This window comes from Actinoallomurus sp. CA-142502 (genome assembly GCF_050936355.1).
Lineage (GTDB): Bacteria > Actinomycetota > Actinomycetes > Streptosporangiales > Streptosporangiaceae > Actinoallomurus > Actinoallomurus iriomotensis.
Genome location: NZ_JBNJMY010000001.1, coordinates 7,142,274 through 7,161,339 on the forward strand (window position 1 = coordinate 7,142,274; position 19,066 = coordinate 7,161,339).

Below are 19,066 nucleotides of genomic sequence, written 5' to 3' on the forward strand. Positions count from 1 at the left end.
GGAACAGCCATGCGACTGCGCGCACTGGCGATGGCGGCGCTGACGGCAGGAGCGCTGACCGCTTGCGGCAGCGGCTCGGGCTCCGGCCACACGGAGACCGTCACCATGTGGACCTATCCGGTGATCCCGGACCAGGCCAAGCACCAGGCCTTCTGGAACGAGCAGGTGGCCGCCTTCGAGAAGGCCAATCCGACCATCCACGTCAAGGTCGAGATCTACCCGTGGGTCAAGCGGGATGAGGCGCTGTCGACCGCCATCGCCGGGAACAAGGCGCCGGACGTCGTCTACCTGATCCCCGACCAGATCCCCAAGTACGCCCGGCTGATCCAGCCCGTCGACAAGTACCTGTCCGCGCCGGCCAAGGCCGACTACCGGGACAACGCCCGGCGAGCCGTGACCGTGGACGGCGCGATGATGGGCGCCCCCATTCTGATGAGCTCCAACCCGCTGATGTGCGACAAGAAGGCCTTCGACAAGGCCGGGGTGACGACCTATCCGAAGACCTGGGACGAGCTGATGAAGCTCGCCCCTGCGTTCAAGGCCAAGGGCATCGACGTCACCAACTACTGGGCGGACCCCTCCGCGACGCTCAACCAGTCGTTCTACCCGCTGCTCTGGCAGGCCGGCGGCGACGTGTTCGCCCCGGACGGGAAATCCGTGGCCTTCGCCGGTCCCGCCGGCGTCAAGGCACTGACCTTCCTGAAGCAGCTCGTCGACGGCGGATACATGGAGAAGGACCTGCTGACCGGGCTGCCGAAGTTCGAGCAGACCCACGTCGCGCAGAACAAGGTCGCCTGCACCTGGCAGCACGTCCCCGCCGACGTCGAGTCGTTTTGGGGCAAGGACAACATCAAGGTCTTCCCGCCGCTGAACGACGCCAAGCAGGTCGCGTACGGCACGGTCGGCGCGCTGTCCATGCTCAAGACCTCGTCCAAGAAGGCCGCGGCGGGCAAGTGGATCGCGTTCGCGACCAGGACCGAGGCGACCAAGGCCTATGACGTGGCGTCGAGCAACTTCTCCCCGCAGAAGTCGACCGGGTCCCTCTACCCGAACGACCCGGTCCAGGCCGCGATGGAGCAGACCGTCGGCTACACGACCGCCGGCCCGCTGAACGACAAGGCGCGCGACGTCATGGGCGTCCTCGCGCCCGAGATCCAGGCCGCGCTGATCGGCAAGAAGCAGCCCCAGCAGGCTCTCGCGGACGCCGCCAAGGCGGCCGACGCGCTGCTGAAGGGCTGACGAGACACGGGGCCCGCCGGACGGCGGGCCCCGAGACAAGGAGGTGACCATGGCGACGACCGCCGGAACACCCCGCCGGAGGGCCCTCTCACGGTGGGAGACACGAACCGGTCTGCTGTTCGTCCTGCCGTGTTTCCTGCTGTTCCTGGCCTTCCGCTTCGGGCCGTCCATCGCCGGAGTGCTGCTCGGCTTCTTCGACTACACGATCGGGGACAGCCCCACCTTCAGCGGCGTGGACAACTACCGGCGGCTGCTCGCCGACCCGACGTTCTGGTCCGCGCTCAAGGTCACGCTGTTCTACACCGTGCTGTACGTGCCCGCGTCCATCGGCCTGTCGCTGGGCATGGCGCTGCTGGTGCGCCGGGCGTTCCGCGGCGCGCGCTTCTTCCGCTCGGTGTTCTTCCTGCCCGTCGTCACCAGCCTGGTGCTGGCCGGCACGATCTTCACCTGGCTGTTCTCCTCCGAGGGGCCCTGGACCAAGCTGACCGGCTCGTCCTGGCTCGCCTCCACCACGCTGGTGGTGCCCGCCCTGGTGCTGGTCTCGGTGTGGTCCAGGTTCGGGTACGGCATGTTGATCATCCTGGCCCGGCTGCAGGACGTGCCGCGCGAGTTGGAGGAGGCCGCGCTCACCGACGGAGCCGGCCCGTGGCAGCGGTTCCGGCACATCGTCGCCCCGCAGCTCCGGCCCGCGCTGTTCTTCCTCGCGATCATCGAGACGACCAACTCGTTCCAGGTGTTCGACCTGGTCTACGTGATGACGGGCGGCGGTCCGGCGCACTCCAGCTACACCCTCGTCATGCACCTGTACGACCAGGGCTTCAAGTACTTCGACTTCGGCTACGCGAGCGCCATCGGCGTCTCCCTCTTCGTCATGACCCTCGTCGTCGCGCTGATCCAGCGCCTCATCCTCGGGAGGAACAGGTGAGCCTGACCGCCACCCGCCCGGCGCCGTCCGCGCCGGCCGCCCGGCCCGTGACCCGTTCGTACCGGGCGCTGGAGCCCTCGCGGACCGGCAAGGTCGTCCGGGTCGTGCTGCTCGCCATCGCCACCCCGGTCACGCTGTTCCCGTTCTACGCGATGGTCGTGCTGTCGCTGAAGCCGGCCACGGCCGTGCGGTTCCCGGCCAGCCTGCTGCCCTGGCCGCTCCACACCGGCGCGTACGCGCAGGTCCTCGGCGGCCGTGACATGCTGCGCTGGACGCTCAACACCCTCGTCTACTCGGTGGTGAGCGTCGTGGCGGTGCTCCTGCTGGCCTCACTCGCCGGCTACGCCTTCGCCAAGAAGCGCTTCCCCGGCCGGGAGACCATGTTCTGGTCGTTCCTGTCGATGGTCATGGTGCCGTACCACGTCACGCTGATCCCGACCTTCGTCCTCATCTCGAAGCTCGGCGGGGTCGACTCCTACTGGGGACTCATCCTGCCGACGCTCGCCAACGCCCAGGCCGTCTTCTTGATGCGGCAGTTCATCGGCGGGCTGCCGGACGAGCTGTTCGAGGCCGCGCGGCTGGACGGGTGCTCGGAGTGGCGGGTCTTCACCCGGATCGTGCTGCCGCTGTGCAAGCCGATCCTGGCCACTCTGGGCGTCTTCGTCTTCCTCTGGCACTGGAACGACTTCCTGTGGCCGCTCATCGTCGGCCAGGACACCCACATGCGCACGCTCACCGTCGGCATCGCGGCGCTCCAGCAGGAGAACGTACCGCTCAACGTCGTGCTCGCCGGTGCCACCGTCGCCTTCGTCCCCATCTTCGCGGCCTACCTCGTCGGCCAGCGCTACTTCACCGAGGGCGTCACCATGTCCGGAATCAAGGGTTGAGGATGTTCACGTCAGAAGAGGACCTGCAGGACCGGCTGACCACCCCCTCGGCCGCGCTCGTCGCCGACCTCGCCGCGGGCGAGGGCGACCTGGTCGTGCTGGGCGCGGGCGGGAAGATGGGCCCGACGCTCTGCCGCCTGGCCCGCCGCGGCCTGGACGCGGCGGGCCGGAGCCGCGACCGCGTGTACGCCGTGTCGCGCTGGTCCGATCCCCGTGCGGCGCGCGACCTGGCCGGACACGGTGTGGAGATCGTCTCGTTGGACCTGCTCGGCGGCGACCTGACGACGCTGCCGGACGCGGCCGACGTGGTGTTCATGATGGGCGTCAAGTTCGGCACGAGCACGGCGCCGTACCTCGCGTGGATCGGCAACGCCGTTCTCCCCGCGCGGGTCGCCGAGCGGTACCCGGACGCGCGGATCGCGGTGTTCTCCACCGGGAACGTCTATCCGCTGACGCCGGTGACCGGCGGCGGCTGCACGGAGCGCGACCCCGTCGGCCCGGTCGGCGAGTACGCCATGAGCTGCCTCGGCCGGGAGCGGATCTTCGAGCACGCGGCGGCGGCCCGGGGCACGCGCGTCGCGATCCTGCGCCTGAACTACGCGATCGACCTGCGTTACGGCGTGCTCGCCGACATCGGCCGGACCGTACGGGCGGGTGAGCCGGTCGACGTCACCACCGGCCACGTCAACGTGGTCTGGCAGGGCTACGCCAACGAGGTGGCGCTGCGCTCGCTCCGGCACGCCGCGGCCGAGCCGTTCGTCCTCAACCTGACCGGCCCGGAGACCGCCCCGGTCCGCCGCGTCGCCGCGGCGTTCGCCGAGCGCTTCGGGCGCGAACCCGTCCTCGCGGGCGAGGAGGCCGGGACCGCGCTGCTCAGCGACGCGACACTGTGTCACCGCCTGTTCGGCTACCCCGAGGTGGCCCTGGGCACGCTGATCGACTGGCAGGCCGCCTGGCTGGAGGCGGGACTCCCGACCTCCGGCAAGCCGACCAGATTCGCCGTCCGCGACGGGAGGTTCTGATGCTCCGCGAGGGCACCGTCATCCCGGCGCACCCGCTGGCGCTGACCGCCGAACGCCGGCTGGACGAGCGCCGCCAGGCGGCGCTGACCCGCTACTACCTCGCGGCGGGCGCGGGCGGGCTGGCCGTGGGGGTGCACACCACCCAGTTCGGGATCCGCCGGGCCGGGCTGCTCGAACCGGTCCTGCGGCTGGCCGCCGACGTCATCCGCGCCGACGCCGGACGCCCGGTGGTGAAGATCGCGGGAGCCTGCGGGGACCTGCGCCAGGCCGTCGCCGAGGCCGAGCTGGCCGCCGGCCTCGGCTACGACGCGGTGCTGCTCTCCCCGGTGGTGCCGGGCGCCACAGAGGCCGACCTGCTGGTACGCGCGCGTGCGGTCGGCGAGGTCCTGCCGGTGGTCGGCTTCTACCTGCAGGCGGCGATCGGCGGGCCGGTCCTGTCCCGTGCGTTCTGGCGGGCCCTCGCCGACCAGCCGTCGACCGTGGCCATCAAGGTCGCGGCCTTCGACCGCTACCGGAGCCTCGACGTCGTCCACGGTGTCGCCGCCTCCGACCGTCGCGACCAGGTCGCCCTGTACACCGGCAATGACGATCACATCATCGGCGACCTGCTCGCCGACCTGCCCGGCGGGCTCCGCTTCGCCGGCGGGCTGCTCGGCCAGTGGGCGGTGTGGACCCGGGCGGCCGTGGAGATGTTCGCGACGGTCCGTGCGGACGCGGCGCTCTGGTCCGGGCGGGCCGCCGCGCTCACCGACGCGAACGCCGCCGTCTTCGACGCCGCCCACGGGTTCGCGGGCTGCATCGCCGGCGTGCACGAGGTGCTGCGCCGCCAGGGCCTGCTGGACGGCATCTGGTGCCTGGATCCGGACGAGGGCCTCTCCCCCGGCCAGGACGCCGAGCTGACCCGGGTGGGCGGCGCCTACCCCTGGCTGACCGACGACGACTTCGTGGCGGAGCATCGTGATGACTGGCTCCGCTGAACCCCTCCGGGTGCTCGTGTGCGTCCCCGAGGAACTGCGGCGGCAGTTCTTCCCCGATCCCGGTCCCCTGCTCGCCCTGGGTGAGGTGAGACTGCTCGACGACCATCGCGAACTGGCCGGCGCCCTGCCGGGCACCGAGGTACTGGTGACCGGCTGGGGCACGCCGCCGCTGGACGCCGGGCTGCTGGACTCGGCGCCCACGCTGCGGCTCGTCGCGCACACCGGTGCCAGCGTCAAGCCGTTCGTCACCGGCGCCCTGTGGGCGCGGGGGATTCAGGTGACGCAGGCGGGGGCGGGCATGGCGCGTTCGGTGGCCGAGGTGGCGATGGCGTTCACGCTGGCACTGCTGCACCAGGTGCACCGCTTCGACCACGCGCTGCGTGGCGGGAGCTCCTGGGCCGCGGCCGAGCGGGCGCCCCGGCGGCACGAGATCCTCGGCTGCCCGATCGGCGTGATCGGCGCGTCCCGGACCGGCCGGGCCTACATCGAGCTGGCACGCGCCCTCGGCGCCGACGTCCGCGTCACCGACCCCTTCCTCGAGGACGCCGTCGGGCTCGATGAGCTGCTCGCGAAGAGCCGGATCGTCGCCGTGCACGCCCCCGCGCTTCCGGAGACCCGTCATCTGCTCGGGTCGCGCGAGCTGGCGCTGATGCCGGACGGGGCCGGCCTGGTCAACACCGCGCGGTCCTGGCTGGTGGACGAGGCCGCGCTCCTGGCCGAGCTGCGGACCGGCCGTCTGGACGCCGCACTCGACGTCTTCGACGAGGAGCCGCTGCCCGACGACCATCCGTTCCGGACCCTGCCGAACGTCCTGCTCACGCCCCACCAGGCGGCCGGGACGGCGGAGTGCCGGAGAAGGCAGGGCGACATCGTGATCGCCGAGATCGAGCGGCTGGCGGCGGGACTGCCGCTGGAGCACGCGGTGACCGCCGCGATGCTGCACCACATCGGATAAAGGAGAAATCATTGCGTTATCTACGCGTCGGCGAGCCGGGACGGGAACGACCGGTCGCCTTCGACGGCGAGCGGTACGCCGACCTGTCGGGCGTCACCGCCGACATCGACGGCGCCTTCCTCGCCCGGGGCGGGGTTCGGGACCTCGCGGGCCTGCCGGAGATCGACGTCACCGGCCTGCGCGTCGGCCCGCCGGTCGCGCGGCCGGGCGTGGTGCTGTGCGTGGGGCAGAACTACGCCGCTCACGCCGCGGAGTCGGGCGCCGAGGCGCCGTCGAGCCCGATCGTCTTCTACAAGGCCCCGAACACGGTGGTCGGGCCGTACGACGACGTCCTCATTCCGCGCGGCTCCACCATGACCGACTGGGAGGTCGAACTCGCCGTGGTGATCGGCCGGCGGGCCCGCTACCTCGACTCGCCGGACCAGGCCCTCGACCATGTCGCCGGATACGCGATCGCCAACGACGTCTCCGAGCGGCACTTCCAGCTCACCGAGTCCGGCGGCCAGTGGTCGAAGGGCAAGAGCTGTGAGACGTTCAACCCCCTGGGGCCGTGGCTGGTCACCCCCGACGAGGCGGGACACCCGCAGAGTCTCGGCCTGCGCTCGTGGGTGAACGGCGAACCCCGCCAGGACTCCACCACCGCCGACATGATCTTCAGCGTGGCGTACCTGATCTGGCACCTGTCCCAGTACACCGTCCTCGACCCGGGCGATGTGCTCAACACGGGCACGCCGCAGGGAGTCGCCCTGTCGGGCAGGTTCCCCTATCTGGCCTCCGGCGATGTGATGGAACTCGAGATCGACGGGCTCGGCCGGCAGCGGAACGCGGTGCTGTGATCGAGTTCCGGACGGCGCTTCCGGAGGACCGCGGCTCCCTCTACCGCGTCTGGGCGGCCTGTTTCGACGCGCCGCACATCGTGCCGTTGTACGAGAGCGAACCCGGCCGGTACGACCGGACCTTCGTCGCGGCCGGCGACGACGGCGTCCACGCCGTCGTCTACTACGTGCCGCGCCGGATCCGCAACGCCACCGGCGGCGTGGACCTCGTCGGTGGAGTCGCCAACGTGGCGACGCGGCCGGACGCCCGCGGGAGAGGCCACATCAAGCGGCTCCTCTCCATGGCCCTCAACGCCATGGCCTCCGAGGGGTGCGCCTGGTCCCTGCTGTTCACCGGCACCCCCGGCGTCTACGCGAACGCCGGCTGGTCGACCTTTGAACTGCGCCACCCGTCCGGCACCCTGGCCGGGGCCGCGGCGCCCGGCACCCGGACGACGACCAGGCGGGTCGGCCCGGACGCGTGGCCGGCCCTCGCGCCGCTGTACGAGCGGCACAACGCCCGGCGCCCCCTGACCACCGTGCGCGGGTCCGAGGACTGGCGGCTGCGGGTCCCCGTCTGGTACGGCCCTCCGGTGGAGTTGACGGTCACCGAACGCGCCGGCAGGCCGATCGGGTACCTGGCCGCGCGCTGGCACGCCGACGCGGTCGAACTCCTGGAGGTCGCCGGGGACCAGGTGGCGGTGTTCGAGGAGGTCACGGCGCGAGCCGCCCGCCGCGGCGTCAGCCACGGCCGGGCACGCCTGCCGGCCGACGAGGCGACACTCACCGCCCTGCCGCACCTGTTCAGCGACGTGCGCTACACCGCGGACACCACCGGCATGATCCGCCCGATCACCACCGACCCCACCGAGACCGTCCGCGCGCCGACCGCCGTCCACTGGCCGGCCGACTACTTCTGAGAGTTCGAACCCAGGGCCTGGCCCCCGTCGGCGGCGTCGGGCTCCGGGGAGGACTGCGCCGGGCCGAGCGCGGCGACGAGCACTCCGGCGAGCGTCGCGCCGGACAGGCCCAGCACCTCGTCGCCGATGGTGTCGCGGTAGATGCCGATCACCTCGTTGGTGTTCATGACGAACGTCGCGTACTCGGCGAGTTCCCACAGGATCGCCGCGATCGCGCCGAAGCCGGCGCAGGCGAACGCCGCCATCCACCGTGGCAGCACCGGCCCCCGCCGCAGCGCGGTGCCGAACGCGGCGCTCACCAGGGCCCAGTTGGCGAAGTGGCAGAAGTCGTCGAACCAGGTGAGGGTGTCGTAGAGGTTCGCGGCGTTGCCCGCGACGTCGATGACGAACGGGGCGACGACCAGCGCGTCCACGTCCCACGGGTACCGGGCCGAGCCGCGCAGGCGGCGGACGATCAGCCAGATGACGGGGACGAGCACCGCCGCGAGGGGGTAGGTCATCGCACGGATGCCCATGGCCTTGTCCGCGAAGCGGTCCCAGTGTGGGTGGGCCAGCGCGAACAGCAGCAGCCCCGCCAGGGCCGCCTTCATCGCGAGGGAGAGAGCGGCCCACCACGTCGTCGCACGGTTCACGGGTGCCATTATCCGGACGGCGGCGGACGGCCCGCCATCGCTCAGAGAAGCTCCCCGTCATGGAGCCGGAGCGCACCCGTCCGGCCGTCGCGGGCCGCGATGGCGGCGCCCAGGGCGACCGCCTGGTCCGGGTCGATGGTCGTGTCCGCCACGCCGCCGAGTCGTCGTTCGATCATCCGGCGGACCATCGGCATCCGTGTCGAGCCGCCGACGAGCAGGATGCGGTCGATCCGGGCCCAGCTCACGCCGGCGCGGCCGAGGGCCGCGTCGGCGACGGCCGCGGCCCGCTGCAGGAGGTCCCGGGTCATCCGTTCGAACCGTTCGCGGCTGACCTCCACCGTGTAGCTCCGGTCGGCGCCGGCGATGAACAGCCGCGTCTGGAACGCGCGGCTGAGCGCGTGCTTGGCCTGTTCGCACCGTTCCCGCAGTTCCGCCTGGCGGCGGCCGCCGTCGAGCAGGTCCGGGCCGGCCAGCTTCCGCACCTCCGAGGCCACGTACGCCATGAGCCGGTCGTCGAAGTCGAAGCCGCCCAGCCGGCGGTCGCCGTCGGTGGCGAGGACATGGGATCCGTCGTCGTCGACCGTCATCACGGTCACCTCCAGCGTCCCGCCGCCGAGGTCGTACACCAGCACGGTCCCCTGGGTGACCCCGAAGGCCAGGCCGGCCGCGACGGGCTCGTCGACCAGCCCGGCAACGGTGAGGCCGGCCGCCTCCGCCGCGCTCCTCAACGCCCGCCGCGCGGCCGCTCCGGCGCGGGCGGGCGCCGTGAGCACCACCTCGCCGATCGGCTCGCCGAGCGCCGCCGCGGCGTCCTCGGCGAGCCGCCGCAGGATCAGACCCTGGATCTCCTCGGCGCCGCGTACGCCGCCCTGGGAGTCGGTGAACGTCCAGCCCGCGGCGCCCTCTCGTCGTTTGGCGAGTTCGACGCAGTCGCCGGGGACGTTCTTCGTCGCGTGCTTGGCGGTCTTGCCGATCAGCGCCTCGCCCGCGCCGGACAGGAGGACGACGGAGGGGGTGAGCAGGTCGCCGTCGTGGTTCCACAGCACCTCCGGCCGGCGGCCCGGCCGGGCCGCCGCCACGGCGGAGTACGTGGTCCCCAGGTCGATGCCGATCGCCGGTGCCATCACTCCTCCACGCCCTGGGCCGTACGGACGCCGGACGGCCTCGGGCCCGCGCTGCGCAGCCAGGCCAGTACGGCCAGGACGCGCTTGTGGTCGTCGGGCGACGCCGGGATGTCGAGGGTCTTGAACACCTCGCTGAGGTACGCCTCGACGGTCGGGACGGCCACCTTCATCCGCTCGGCGATCGCCTTGTTCGTACGGCCCTGGGCGAGGAGTTCCAGCGCCTCCCGCTGCCGCGCCGTGAGCAGGGCGATCGGGTCCTGGACGCGGCGGGTCCGCAGCATCTGCTCGGCCAGCGCGCCGTCGATGACCGTCTCCCCCGCGGTGACGCGTGCGAGCGCGTCGACGATCGTCCGCGCGTCCTTGATGCGTTCCTTGCCGAGGTAGCCGATGTGGGTGCCGTCGCCGATGGCGGTGATGCGCCGCAGGTACGCGGGCGTCATGTGCACCGAGAACATCACGATGCCGAGCCGCGGATGGTCCGCGCGCAGCCGTTCGGCGGCGCGCAGGCCGTCGTCGTCCTGCGGCCGGCCGAGGTGGCCGCCGAAGTTGATGTCCACCAGCACCGCGTCGGGCCGGTGGCCGCGGACGTGGACCAGCAGCTCGGCGGTCGTGGCGGCCTCGGCCACCACGTCGACGCCGAGGGCCTGGATGCTCTGCCGGTACAGGTCGCGGAGCATCGGGACGTCGTCCGCGACGATCACACGCATGGGATCCTCGCGACCACGTGAGTGCCCTCGCCGTGCGGGCTGCGGACGTGCAGGCGGCCGCCGTACGCCTCGATGCGGTCGCGCAGCCGTGCCAGCCCGGGCCCCTCGGTGTCGGCCCCGCCGACACCGTCGTCCCTGACCTCGGCGATGATGACGCCCCCGGACTGCCGGACGTCCACCTGGAGATGGACGGTGCCGGCGTACTTGTGCGCGTTCGTCAGCGCCTCGCTGACGAAGAAGTAGACGGTCTTCTCCACGGTCGCCGGCAGGCGGTGCTCCGGCGCGGTGAGGTGCACGATCAGGCCGAGGCCGTCGGCGGTCTCCTCGATCGCCGCCGCCAGGCCCGCGTGCGTCAGCGTGTGCGGGTAGACGCCGTGGGCCAGGTCGCGCAGCTCCCGCAGGGCGTTCGCCACGAGCCGGTCGGCGGTCTCCACGAGCGCCGGCACCCGCTCGGGCTCGGCGTGCTCGATCTTGGACAGTGCCACGCGCAGCGCGCACAGGTCCTTTTGCGCCCCGTCGTGCAGGTCGGCCACGATGAGCTGGCGCGCGTCGTAGTCGGCGGTCAGCAGCCGCCGCGACAGCATGAGGTTCTCCATCGCCAGCTTGCTGATGGCCACCGCGGCACCGGCCAGTTCGCCGTCGCCGGCCATGGCGGCGTCGACGACCAGTAAGGCCAGCCGCCGGTCCCCGCGGCCGTGGACCGGGATGGTGCGGCGGTCGCGCGAGGAGGTCGCGACGTCGGCCGGTTCGCCGTCCACCGTCAGGTAGCCGCGGTCGGCCTCGGACCAGATGAGCAGGTCAAGGCCGGGATCGCGCAGATTGTGCCGCAGCAGCTCCCGCAGCAGATGTGTGGTCGGGTACGTGGTGTCGAAGACGGCCATCAGAGACGACAGCCGGGTCAGCCGCCGCTGCGCGAGCGACACCAGGAACGCGATGGGCACGCCCAGCTGGGCCATGCCCTCGATGGCGAACACCTCTTCGTGCGGGCCGGCGAGCGCGGTGATGACGACCACCGGGCCGGAGGCCATCGCCGCGAGGATGCCCGCGGCGGCCACCGGCAGGCGTTCGGCGCGGTGACGCCGGCCGCCGACGCGCAGCCCCCGCAGCATGAACACCAGGAAACCGAGGGCGAGTAGCGCGCAGCCGGCCATCAGCGTGTACTCGAGAGTGTCGTAGAGCCGCCGGTCCGCCCACAGGTTCGGCCACCAGGTCGCGGGCGTGGCATTGGGGATGCCGACCCACGCCGGCCGCGCGACACAGGCCTCGATCGCCGGGAGCCCGATCACCCATACGGCCATGATCACCATGAAGCCGCGCCGGTGCCGTCCCAGTGACGCCGACGGATAGCGCAGCAGGGCCCACGCGGTGAGGGTGATCGGCAGGTACTCGAAGACCTGCGCGTACAACGGGCCCGGGCCCGACGCCCACTCGTCCGCCCATTCCAGTGGTCGCGCGACCCCCGACGCGATCAGGACGTACCCCGTGACCCGCTGTTCCGCATCCCCTGCCAGGAGCGCCCCCGCTCCGATGGCCCCAGCGGATACCAGCAGGTTGACCACGGTCGTGAGTGGGTGCCGGACCCAGAGCCCCCCCTCGGCCACCGCGGGGACGAGCACGGCTGACACCAGCGCCGCCTGGACCGTCACCGATCTCCACCGCGGCGAGCCCGCCGTCCGGACCGACGGGCGAGACCGTGCGGCCGGAGTGGAGGGAGCCGCGGCTGTCATGACACTCCCCTCTGCCAATCCGCCGGCTGACGGTCCCCGGTTGCCAGGCATCAGCTTGCCGTCGGATCCGACCATTAGATACCGGGCTACCCCGGTAGAAGTACCGAGAACTATGCGCTAGCCCCACATAGCACTGCTATTACCCCTGTTCTGGCCGGTTCTCCGCGATCCAGGCATCGATGGTCTCCCACCAGTCATAGAGCCAGCGCTCCCGATCCTCCTCCGGGATCTCCTCGTGGGGAATCCTCCACCAGCGGGCGCGCAGAGGTTGCTCCATCGGGATGTTCCGCCAGATGTCGCGCGGGGAGAGCAGATCGTCCGCGCCCGTGTGCGCGACGAAGACGACGTCGGCGTGCGGCGCGGCGGCGAGCGCGGCGAGCGTGCCGGCCCCCCGGGGCGGCAGGACGTTCGTCATGCCGCGCGCGCGTTCCGCCGCGGCCCGGCGGCCCCGGCGGCGCAGGCTGCGGATCGCGCGTACGCGGCGGCGTGGGGTGAAGTTGCCGCCCTCGGGGAAGATCAGCAACGCGTCGCGGCCCGCCAGCGCTGCGGCCTGCCGTCCGATCTCGGCCGCCACCCGCCCGCCCGGTTCCTCGCGCCCGGTGACGAAGACGTTGGGCAATCGCCCCAGCACCACGTCGACCGCCGGGTCCAGCCGCAGGGCCGCCTTCATGACGATCCGTGGCCGACGCCCGTACACGTTGAGGAGGAAGTGCACGATCAGGAAGGAGTCGCCCGGCCCGGCGTGCCGGCTCAGCACGATCACCGGCCGGTCCGAGGAGGCGTTCAGCGGTTCCTGGATCTCGATCACCAGGCCCAGCGCGCGCGTCGCGACGCCGTACATCCGGCCGAGGAACCAGCCGCACAGCGCGTAGTGCCGCTCGCGCGCGGTCTCCGGGTCGCCGCCGGCCGGCCACAGCGCGAGGGCGGCGCAGAGCACGACGCACTCCATCGCCAGCCACGACACCGCGATGACCGTCACCCGCGCGACGCGCCGGCGGCCGCGCGAGACGACCAGCCCGAGGAGGAGGAGCGGCGCCCCCACGACGACGGCGACGGCCGTGACCACCACCAGCAGCGGGATGAGGGCCACTCGCCGGACGAACCGCGGGGGGATCACGAGTCCGCGCTCCGCCGCTCAGTCGCCCGCGAGGTACGCGCTGGTCGCGCGGTACGCCCGCTCGATGTTCGCCTCGACCCGCGAGGCGTCGCGGTAACGCAGCTGCGACAGGGCGCCGCCCGCCCCGGTCGTCCCGGTGGGGAGCACGTGGACGGTCACGTCGTCGGGCAGCTCCGCCATCTCCTCGGCGAACCGGTGCCGCCGCGCGATCTCGAAGGCGACCAGGCCCACCTGCCAGGGACGGGCCGGCTTGGTGAGCGGGGTCTCGATGCGGCCGACCTGCAGGACATAGATCGTCCGGGCGCCCTCCCGCAGCGCGCGGCCGATCGGGATGCTGTGCACGAGCCCGCCGTCGTAGAAGTGCTCGTCCCCGATCCGTACCGGCGGAAGGATGCCGGGCACCGCGCACGACGCGAGCACCGCCGGGATCAGCGGCCCGCGGGTGAACCACCGGGCCTCGGCCCGCTCGATGTTGGCCGCCACGCAGTGGAACGGCACCGCCAGGTCCTCGATCCGGTCGGCCGGGATGAGCGCGTCGATCGCGGTGGCCAGGAGGCTGGTGGAGTGCAGGTGAGTGCCGGACCGGATGAGCGTGGACATGCGGCTGATGAACGACCCGGAGAAGACCGAGCCCGCGCCGTCCCCCTGCCACGCCGTGGTCAGCAGGTCGGCCGCGCCCGCCGGGTCGGCGGCCACGAACGCGCCGTTGAACGCGCCCACCGACGTGCCGACGACGAGGTCGGGCCGGATCTCCGCCTCGGCGAGCGCGCGCAGCATGCCCACCTCGTTGGCGCCCAGCAGACCGCCGCCACCCAGTACGAACGCGGTTTTGGGATGTTCCACCATCGTCTCCCGTCGAACGACCACGGCTTGCTCCCCTTACCCAATCGGGACGTTCACTCACGGCCTCGCCCGACCCGGCTCGGGCTCACCTGCGCCGGGCCAGTTCGGAGTGGTACTCGCGGCCGATCCGGTCGGCGTTGTCGCGCAGGTGGTCCGTCAGCCGCGTCGGGCAGGTGGCCTCGCCCTCGACCATGACGAGCTCGGCCATCAGCCCGTCGATCTCGTCGCGGGTCAGCACGACGTCCCCGGTCAGCAGCGACAGCCCGCGCACGATCAGGGAGACGACCGCCGGCGGGAGGTGAACGGGACGGAACCGCCGGCCGATCGCGCCGGCGACGGCGGCGACCAGGTCCTCGAAGGCGAACCACTCGGGCCCGACCGCGTCCACCACCGTGTCGGTCTCCTCGGCCCCGAGCCGGACGCACAGCTCCGCGAGGTCCTCGACGTGCACCGGGCGCAGCCGGTACCGCCCGTCGCCCGGGATGCCGAACACGTCGAACCGGCGCAGCAGCCACGCGATGTTGTTGAGCAGGATGTCCGGCCCGCCGAAGATGACGCCGGGTCGGACGATGGCGTACGTCAGGCCGCTCTCCGCGACGAGGTCCTCCACCTCGGCCTTGCCGCGGTAGTAGGCGTAGAACGAGTCGGCGTCCGGGTTGGTGATGCTGAGGTGGACGACGCGCTCGACGCCCGCCCGCGCGGCGGCCCGCAGCAGCGCGGCGGTGTTGGCGACGGCCTCCCGGTGGCTGGTGCCGCCCGGCGCGTACCGCGCCCAGTAGGTGTTGTAGAAGGTGGTGACGCCCGCGAACGCCTCGTCGAGCGCGGCGGGGTCGTCGAAGCGGTAGGGGAACACCGGGATGTCCGCGTCGGGGGGCGCGTGCCCGGTCAGCGTACGGACCGTGTGGCCCGCGCTCTCCAGGCGCCGCCTGAGATAGGTTCCGGTGTATCCGTACGCCCCGGTCACCAGGTCCGTCGGCAGATCCGTCGGCATGAGATCACGCTCTCCTCGCGGTAGGAGCCACACCGATGAAAATCATACATTCGTATGAGTGAACGCCAAGAGGTCACGCGTGCCCGCCTGCTGCGGGCGACGCTGGAGGTGCTCGGCCGCCACGGCGTCGCGCGGACGACCTCACGGGAGATCGCCGCCGCGGCCGGGGTGAACCTCCAGGCGATCACGTACCACTTCGGCTCCAAGGACGCCCTCGTCGCACAGGCCCTGGTCGACGCCGTACGGACGTGGATCGAGCCCGCGCGCACGGCGCTGACCGGTATCGCGGGCGATCCGCTGGGCGGCCTGTTCGCCACGGTCGCGGCGCTGCGGGCGGCGCTCGACGAGGCGCACGAGCACGCGCCCGCCTACCTGGAGGCGCTGGCGACGGCGGCGCGCGACGAGGCGGTCCGCGCCCCGATCGTGGCGATGCTGGCCGAGCTGCGGGAGGCGCTCGCCGGGAGCATCCGCGAGCTGCGCGACGCCGGGCTCATCGCCTCCTGGGTGGAGCCGGAGCCGATGGCCGCCCTCATCGTCGCGGCCGGCGACGGCTTCGTGCTGCACACGACACTGGACCCGGACGCACACTCCCCCGGCGCGACGCTGGACCAGGTCACCCGACTGCTGCTGGCCGCGTCGATGCGGGACGAGCCGGAGTGAGGACCCGCCGTGCCGCCACCGTCGAGGCCCGTCGAACGGACCGGCCCGCTCCCCCGTCGACCGGAGAAGCGGGCCCAGTGGTTCGGTCCGATCCGTCCCCCACGGACGCCTTCAGTGGTCGCAGGCGGACCTGATCCGATCGCCGGCGCTCATCAGGCTGGTGCCGGTCGTGGGGTACTGCGGTCCGCCCCGGTCGCCGCGGTCCATCGCCGTCAGCTGCTGGCTGAGCTGCTCGAGCGAGGAGGCGGCGTCGTTGGCCGCGCTCTCGACATCGCTGTCGCCGGAGTCCCGCCCTTCCTGCCTTATCGCGGTGGCACTGTTGTAGTAAGTGCGAGCCAGCCCGTTCGGATCATTGTTCTGGGAAATGCCACTCTGGCTCACCTGCGAAATCGTGTCCTGAAGCTTGTCACAGGCGGCTTTCTTGTCATCGTTGCCGCACGCGGCCGCGGACGTTGCCAGTGTCGCGGCGAGAGCACACGCTCCGGCGATTCGTATCGGTGTTCTTCGCATCGAACTCGACTCCCTTCGGGGGCTGGCGACGAGCTACCGACGCCCGTCGTGATGCCGTGTCAAGATCTTTCGTTCACCTCCTTCGATCTGGAAACATCATGCATCACTCTGCGTGTTCGGCCCATCACTTTCGGGTTAGGTCTCAGAACCGCCGATCCCACGTCCTTCAGAAAGGCCTGACCTGCGGAAATGCGAAATCAACCGAGACGAATACCGCCCGGTCCGGCCTAATGGATCACTCCGCGGCCGCGCGAACACCCCCGGACGCCGGCGGCGGCGCGAGGGGAATAGCGCCGCCGGGCAGGTAGTTTAAGGTTCAACCATCGAGGATAGGAGCGACATGAAGGTGCGGCCAGGAATCGAGGTCCGGCGAGCGGACGAGCGGTTCGCGACGAAGATCTCGTGGCTCGACTCCAAGCACTCGTTCTCCTTCGGACACCACCACGACCCCGCCAACACCCACCACGGGCTGCTGCTGGTCAACAACGACGACATCGTCAAGCCGGGCACCGGGTTCGAGACCCATCCCCACCGCGACATGGAGATCGTCACGTGGGTGCTGCGCGGCGCGCTCGTCCACCAGGACTCCGAGGGGCACAACGGCGTCATCTACCCCGGCCTGGCGCAGCGGATGAGCGCCGGCACGGGCATCCTGCACTCGGAGAAGAACGACCGGCCCGCCGGGCGGCCCGAGCCCACCGAGCCGGTGCACTTCGTCCAGATGTGGGTGGTCCCGGACGAGGCCGGCATCACGCCGGGGTACGAGCAGCTCGAGATCGAGGACGAGCTCCTGCGCGGCGGCCTCGTCACGGTCGCCTCCGGCATGCCCCGCCACGAGGACCGGTCCGCGATCCGCATCAAGAACAAGTACGCGGCGCTGCACGTGGCCCGGCTGGAGGCGGGGCAGAGCGTGGAGGTGCCCGAGGCGCCGTTCGTCCACCTGTTCGTCCCTCGCGGCGGGGTCGCCCTGGAAGGCGCCGGCGACCTGAACGCGGGCGACGCCGCCCGGCTCACCGCGGCCGGCGGCCGGCGCGTCACCGCCACCGAGCCGTCCGAGGTGCTGGTCTGGGAGATGCACGCCACCATCGCCGCCTGACCGGAGCGGCGAGCCGACGAGCGAGCGGAGCGGCCGGTGAGGTACGAGCCGTCCGTGTAGCGAGTGAGGAGGCGAGCGCGACCAGAGAACCCGCGGCGAGCCGACGAGCGAGCGGAGCGGCCGGTGAGGTACGAGCCGTCCGTGTAGCGGGTGAGGAGGCGAGCGCGACCGGCGAATTCGTGCGGCGAGCCGACGAGCGAGCGGAGCGGCCGGTGAGGGACGAGCCGTCCGTGTAGCGAGTGAGGAGGCGAGCGCGACCATCGAGCGCGGGACCGAGCCGGACCCCGCGAGAGGCCCGGCTCCCGTGTGCGTACCGTAGGCGATCACTCACCGTTCGCCTGGGTACGGTGGAACCCTATGGACATCGATCTGAGTGGACGCACCGCCCTTGTCAGTGGATCGACCAAGGGGATCGGCCGGGCCATCGCCGCCCGGCTGGGCCGCGCCGGCGCCGCCGTGGTGGTCAACGGACGGAACGCCGACCAGGTGGCCGCGACCGTACGCGACCTCGCCGGCGACTCGGGCCCGGTGAGGGGCATGGCGGCGGACCTGGCGTCCGCCGAGGGCGCGGCCCGGCTGTTCGACGAGCTGCCCGAGATCGACATCCTCGTCAACAACCTCGGCGTCTTCGCGCCCCGGCCCGTACTGGAGATCGACGACGACGAGTGGCGCCGCTACTTCGAGGTCAACGTCCTGTCCGGCGTACGGCTCACGCGGCACTACCTGCCGAAGATGATCGAGCGCGGCTGGGGGCGCGTGCAGTTCATCGCGAGCGACTCGGCGGTCGTCATCCCGGAGGAGATGGTGCACTACGGCATGACGAAGACGGCGCTGCTGGCGGTGTCACGCGGGTACGCGAAGGCCGCCAAGGGCACGGGCGTCACCGTCAACACCGTCATCGCCGGGCCGACGCACACGGAGGGCGTGGAGGACTTCGTCGCCGAGCTCGTGGGCGCCGACCTGCCGTGGGACGAGGCACAGCGGCGCTTCATGGCCGAGCACCGGCCGAACTCCCTGATCCAGCGCCTCATCGAGCCGGAGGAGATCGCCGACATGGTGGTCTATCTCAGCTCGGAGAACGCCTCGGCGACGACCGGCGGCGCGCTCCGCGTGGACGGCGGCTACGTGGACAGCATCCTGCCCTGACGGCTCACGGCTTGATCTGGGCGCGGTTTTGATCGTCACCAGCGGTGGCAAAAACGCGGGTCCGGGGCTCCACGCGGGCCGGGCGTGCGTGATGACGTCTCTCCGAACACCAGAACTCGGAGGACTCTTCCATGATCAAGAATCTGGCCGGATACGCGTTGACCGGCGCCACGCTCGTGACCGGTGGCGGGCTCGCTCTCGTCGCCGCGCAGGCGCCCGCGTACGCCGATCGCTTCTCCACGGTCTACTCCTGCGACGTCCCGATGCTGGGATCCGGGGCCGTCGTCCTCGACGGCCGGCTCTCCTCGCCGGGCCAGACGGCCGTGACCCGGCCGACCGGCGTCCGCCTGCACCTGTCGCGGCTGGGCGCGGGGGCACCGGTGCCCATCGACGCCTGGAGCGCCTCGGCGTGGATCAACGTCGGCGGCGCGGAGAACAGCGCGTTCCGCGTGACCGGCTCCGGCGGCTACGTGCCGGTGGGCCAGCCGATCCGCGGGGACCTCACCGGCGACTGGACGCCTACCGTCAGCGGCACCCACGTGCTCACCGTCGGCCGCCTCAAGATCACCGTGACCGGCCCGGCCATCGGCACGGTGACGGCGCGCTGCGTGCCGAACGACCGCCCGGTGGCCGAGACCCTCGCGGTCCTGCCGTCGTACTACCCCGGCTGGAGCGGCCCGATCGTGCCGCCGTACGCGGGCTCGGCCCGTCCCGTCGCACCGTACCGGCCCGGCTGGGTCGGTCCGATGGCGTGACGCCGCGCCGGGGTCCGT

Annotated in this window: 20 protein-coding genes; 12 read left to right on the top strand and 8 right to left on the bottom strand. The window is 71.9% G+C overall.

Annotated elements, in window-relative coordinates; all coding sequences use genetic code 11:
* Positions 1–9: 9 nt before the first annotated feature.
* From ACQEV1_RS33660 to ACQEV1_RS33695, 8 genes are read left to right on the top strand one after another with little or no spacing between them, the layout of a single operon-like run.
* Positions 10–1,239 carry an ABC transporter substrate-binding protein gene (locus ACQEV1_RS33660; protein ID WP_433399108.1) on the top strand — a complete coding sequence of 410 codons (1,230 nt, stop codon included), beginning with the start codon at positions 10–12 and terminating at the stop codon, positions 1,237–1,239.
* 49 nt (positions 1,240–1,288) lie between these two features.
* Positions 1,289–2,164 (top strand): carbohydrate ABC transporter permease, encoded by an 876-nt coding sequence (locus ACQEV1_RS33665; protein WP_285572796.1) that lies wholly within the window; start codon positions 1,289–1,291, stop codon positions 2,162–2,164.
* Positions 2,161–3,051: a carbohydrate ABC transporter permease gene (locus ACQEV1_RS33670; RefSeq protein ID WP_433399113.1), complete on the top strand. Its 891-nt coding sequence runs from the start codon at positions 2,161–2,163 to the stop codon at positions 3,049–3,051. The genes ACQEV1_RS33665 and ACQEV1_RS33670 overlap by 4 nt, the downstream gene beginning before the upstream one ends.
* 2 nt (positions 3,052–3,053) lie before the next feature.
* Positions 3,054–4,073 (top strand): NAD-dependent epimerase/dehydratase family protein, encoded by a 1,020-nt coding sequence (locus ACQEV1_RS33675; RefSeq protein ID WP_433399116.1) that lies wholly within the window; start codon positions 3,054–3,056, stop codon positions 4,071–4,073.
* Positions 4,073–5,050 (top strand): dihydrodipicolinate synthase family protein, encoded by a 978-nt coding sequence (locus ACQEV1_RS33680; protein WP_433399119.1) that lies wholly within the window; start codon positions 4,073–4,075, stop codon positions 5,048–5,050. Before ACQEV1_RS33675 ends, ACQEV1_RS33680 begins: the two co-directional genes overlap by 1 nt.
* Complete coding sequence (locus ACQEV1_RS33685) at positions 5,034–6,005, top strand: hydroxyacid dehydrogenase (RefSeq protein WP_433399122.1); 972 nt, start codon at positions 5,034–5,036, stop codon at positions 6,003–6,005. Before ACQEV1_RS33680 ends, ACQEV1_RS33685 begins: the two co-directional genes overlap by 17 nt.
* A gap of 11 nt (positions 6,006–6,016) precedes the next feature.
* The gene (locus ACQEV1_RS33690; protein ID WP_285630102.1) at positions 6,017–6,841 is read left to right on the top strand and encodes a fumarylacetoacetate hydrolase family protein; all 825 of its coding nucleotides are present in this window, start codon (positions 6,017–6,019) and stop codon (positions 6,839–6,841) included.
* Positions 6,838–7,740 carry a GNAT family N-acetyltransferase gene (locus ACQEV1_RS33695; protein ID WP_433399125.1) on the top strand — a complete coding sequence of 301 codons (903 nt, stop codon included), beginning with the start codon at positions 6,838–6,840 and terminating at the stop codon, positions 7,738–7,740. The genes ACQEV1_RS33690 and ACQEV1_RS33695 overlap by 4 nt, the downstream gene beginning before the upstream one ends.
* Here ACQEV1_RS33695 and ACQEV1_RS33700 read toward each other — a convergent pair.
* The 7 genes from ACQEV1_RS33700 to ACQEV1_RS33730 form a co-directional block, all read right to left on the bottom strand.
* Positions 7,731–8,372 carry a hypothetical protein gene (locus ACQEV1_RS33700; RefSeq protein ID WP_433399128.1) on the bottom strand — a complete coding sequence of 214 codons (642 nt, stop codon included), beginning with the start codon at positions 8,370–8,372 and terminating at the stop codon, positions 7,731–7,733. The genes ACQEV1_RS33695 and ACQEV1_RS33700 overlap by 10 nt on opposite strands.
* A gap of 41 nt (positions 8,373–8,413) precedes the next feature.
* Positions 8,414–9,496: an Hsp70 family protein gene (locus tag ACQEV1_RS33705; protein ID WP_285630097.1), complete on the bottom strand. Its 1,083-nt coding sequence runs from the start codon at positions 9,494–9,496 to the stop codon at positions 8,414–8,416.
* Positions 9,496–10,203 (bottom strand): response regulator, encoded by a 708-nt coding sequence (locus tag ACQEV1_RS33710; RefSeq protein WP_285630095.1) that lies wholly within the window; start codon positions 10,201–10,203, stop codon positions 9,496–9,498. The genes ACQEV1_RS33705 and ACQEV1_RS33710 overlap by 1 nt, the downstream gene beginning before the upstream one ends.
* A complete protein-coding gene (locus ACQEV1_RS33715; protein WP_285630092.1) occupies positions 10,194–11,849 on the bottom strand; it encodes a sensor histidine kinase in 1,656 nt (551 codons plus the stop codon). Before ACQEV1_RS33715 ends, ACQEV1_RS33710 begins: the two co-directional genes overlap by 10 nt.
* 220 nt (positions 11,850–12,069) lie before the next feature.
* On the bottom strand, positions 12,070–13,047 hold the full coding sequence (locus tag ACQEV1_RS33720) for a 1-acyl-sn-glycerol-3-phosphate acyltransferase (RefSeq protein WP_433399134.1): 978 nt from the start codon (positions 13,045–13,047) through the stop codon (positions 12,070–12,072).
* A gap of 18 nt (positions 13,048–13,065) precedes the next feature.
* Entirely contained in the window at positions 13,066–13,914 is an 849-nt protein-coding gene (locus tag ACQEV1_RS33725; protein WP_433399137.1) for a patatin-like phospholipase family protein, read from the bottom strand.
* A gap of 61 nt (positions 13,915–13,975) precedes the next feature.
* Complete coding sequence (locus tag ACQEV1_RS33730) at positions 13,976–14,881, bottom strand: SDR family oxidoreductase (RefSeq protein WP_433399140.1); 906 nt, start codon at positions 14,879–14,881, stop codon at positions 13,976–13,978.
* A gap of 54 nt (positions 14,882–14,935) precedes the next feature.
* Here ACQEV1_RS33730 and ACQEV1_RS33735 point away from each other — a divergent pair, with 54 nt between their 5' ends.
* Positions 14,936–15,541: a TetR/AcrR family transcriptional regulator gene (locus ACQEV1_RS33735; protein WP_433399143.1), complete on the top strand. Its 606-nt coding sequence runs from the start codon at positions 14,936–14,938 to the stop codon at positions 15,539–15,541.
* A gap of 111 nt (positions 15,542–15,652) precedes the next feature.
* Here the strand turns inward: ACQEV1_RS33735 and ACQEV1_RS33740 are convergent, their stop codons facing one another.
* The gene (locus ACQEV1_RS33740) at positions 15,653–16,051 is read right to left on the bottom strand and encodes a hypothetical protein (RefSeq protein ID WP_285572823.1); all 399 of its coding nucleotides are present in this window, start codon (positions 16,049–16,051) and stop codon (positions 15,653–15,655) included.
* Between the two features lie 340 nt (positions 16,052–16,391).
* On the opposite strand from ACQEV1_RS33740, the gene ACQEV1_RS33745 reads away from it, so the two are divergent.
* The 3 genes from ACQEV1_RS33745 to ACQEV1_RS33755 all read left to right on the top strand — a co-directional run bounded on the left by ACQEV1_RS33745 (position 16,392) and on the right by ACQEV1_RS33755 (position 19,048).
* Positions 16,392–17,147 (top strand): pirin family protein, encoded by a 756-nt coding sequence (locus ACQEV1_RS33745; RefSeq protein WP_285630081.1) that lies wholly within the window; start codon positions 16,392–16,394, stop codon positions 17,145–17,147.
* 357 nt (positions 17,148–17,504) lie between these two features.
* Positions 17,505–18,293, top strand: coding sequence for an SDR family NAD(P)-dependent oxidoreductase (locus ACQEV1_RS33750; RefSeq protein ID WP_285630079.1), 789 nt, complete (start codon positions 17,505–17,507; stop codon positions 18,291–18,293).
* A 131-nt stretch (positions 18,294–18,424) separates the two neighbouring features.
* The gene (locus tag ACQEV1_RS33755) at positions 18,425–19,048 is read left to right on the top strand and encodes a hypothetical protein (protein WP_433399148.1); all 624 of its coding nucleotides are present in this window, start codon (positions 18,425–18,427) and stop codon (positions 19,046–19,048) included.
* Positions 19,049–19,066 lie beyond the last annotated feature (18 nt).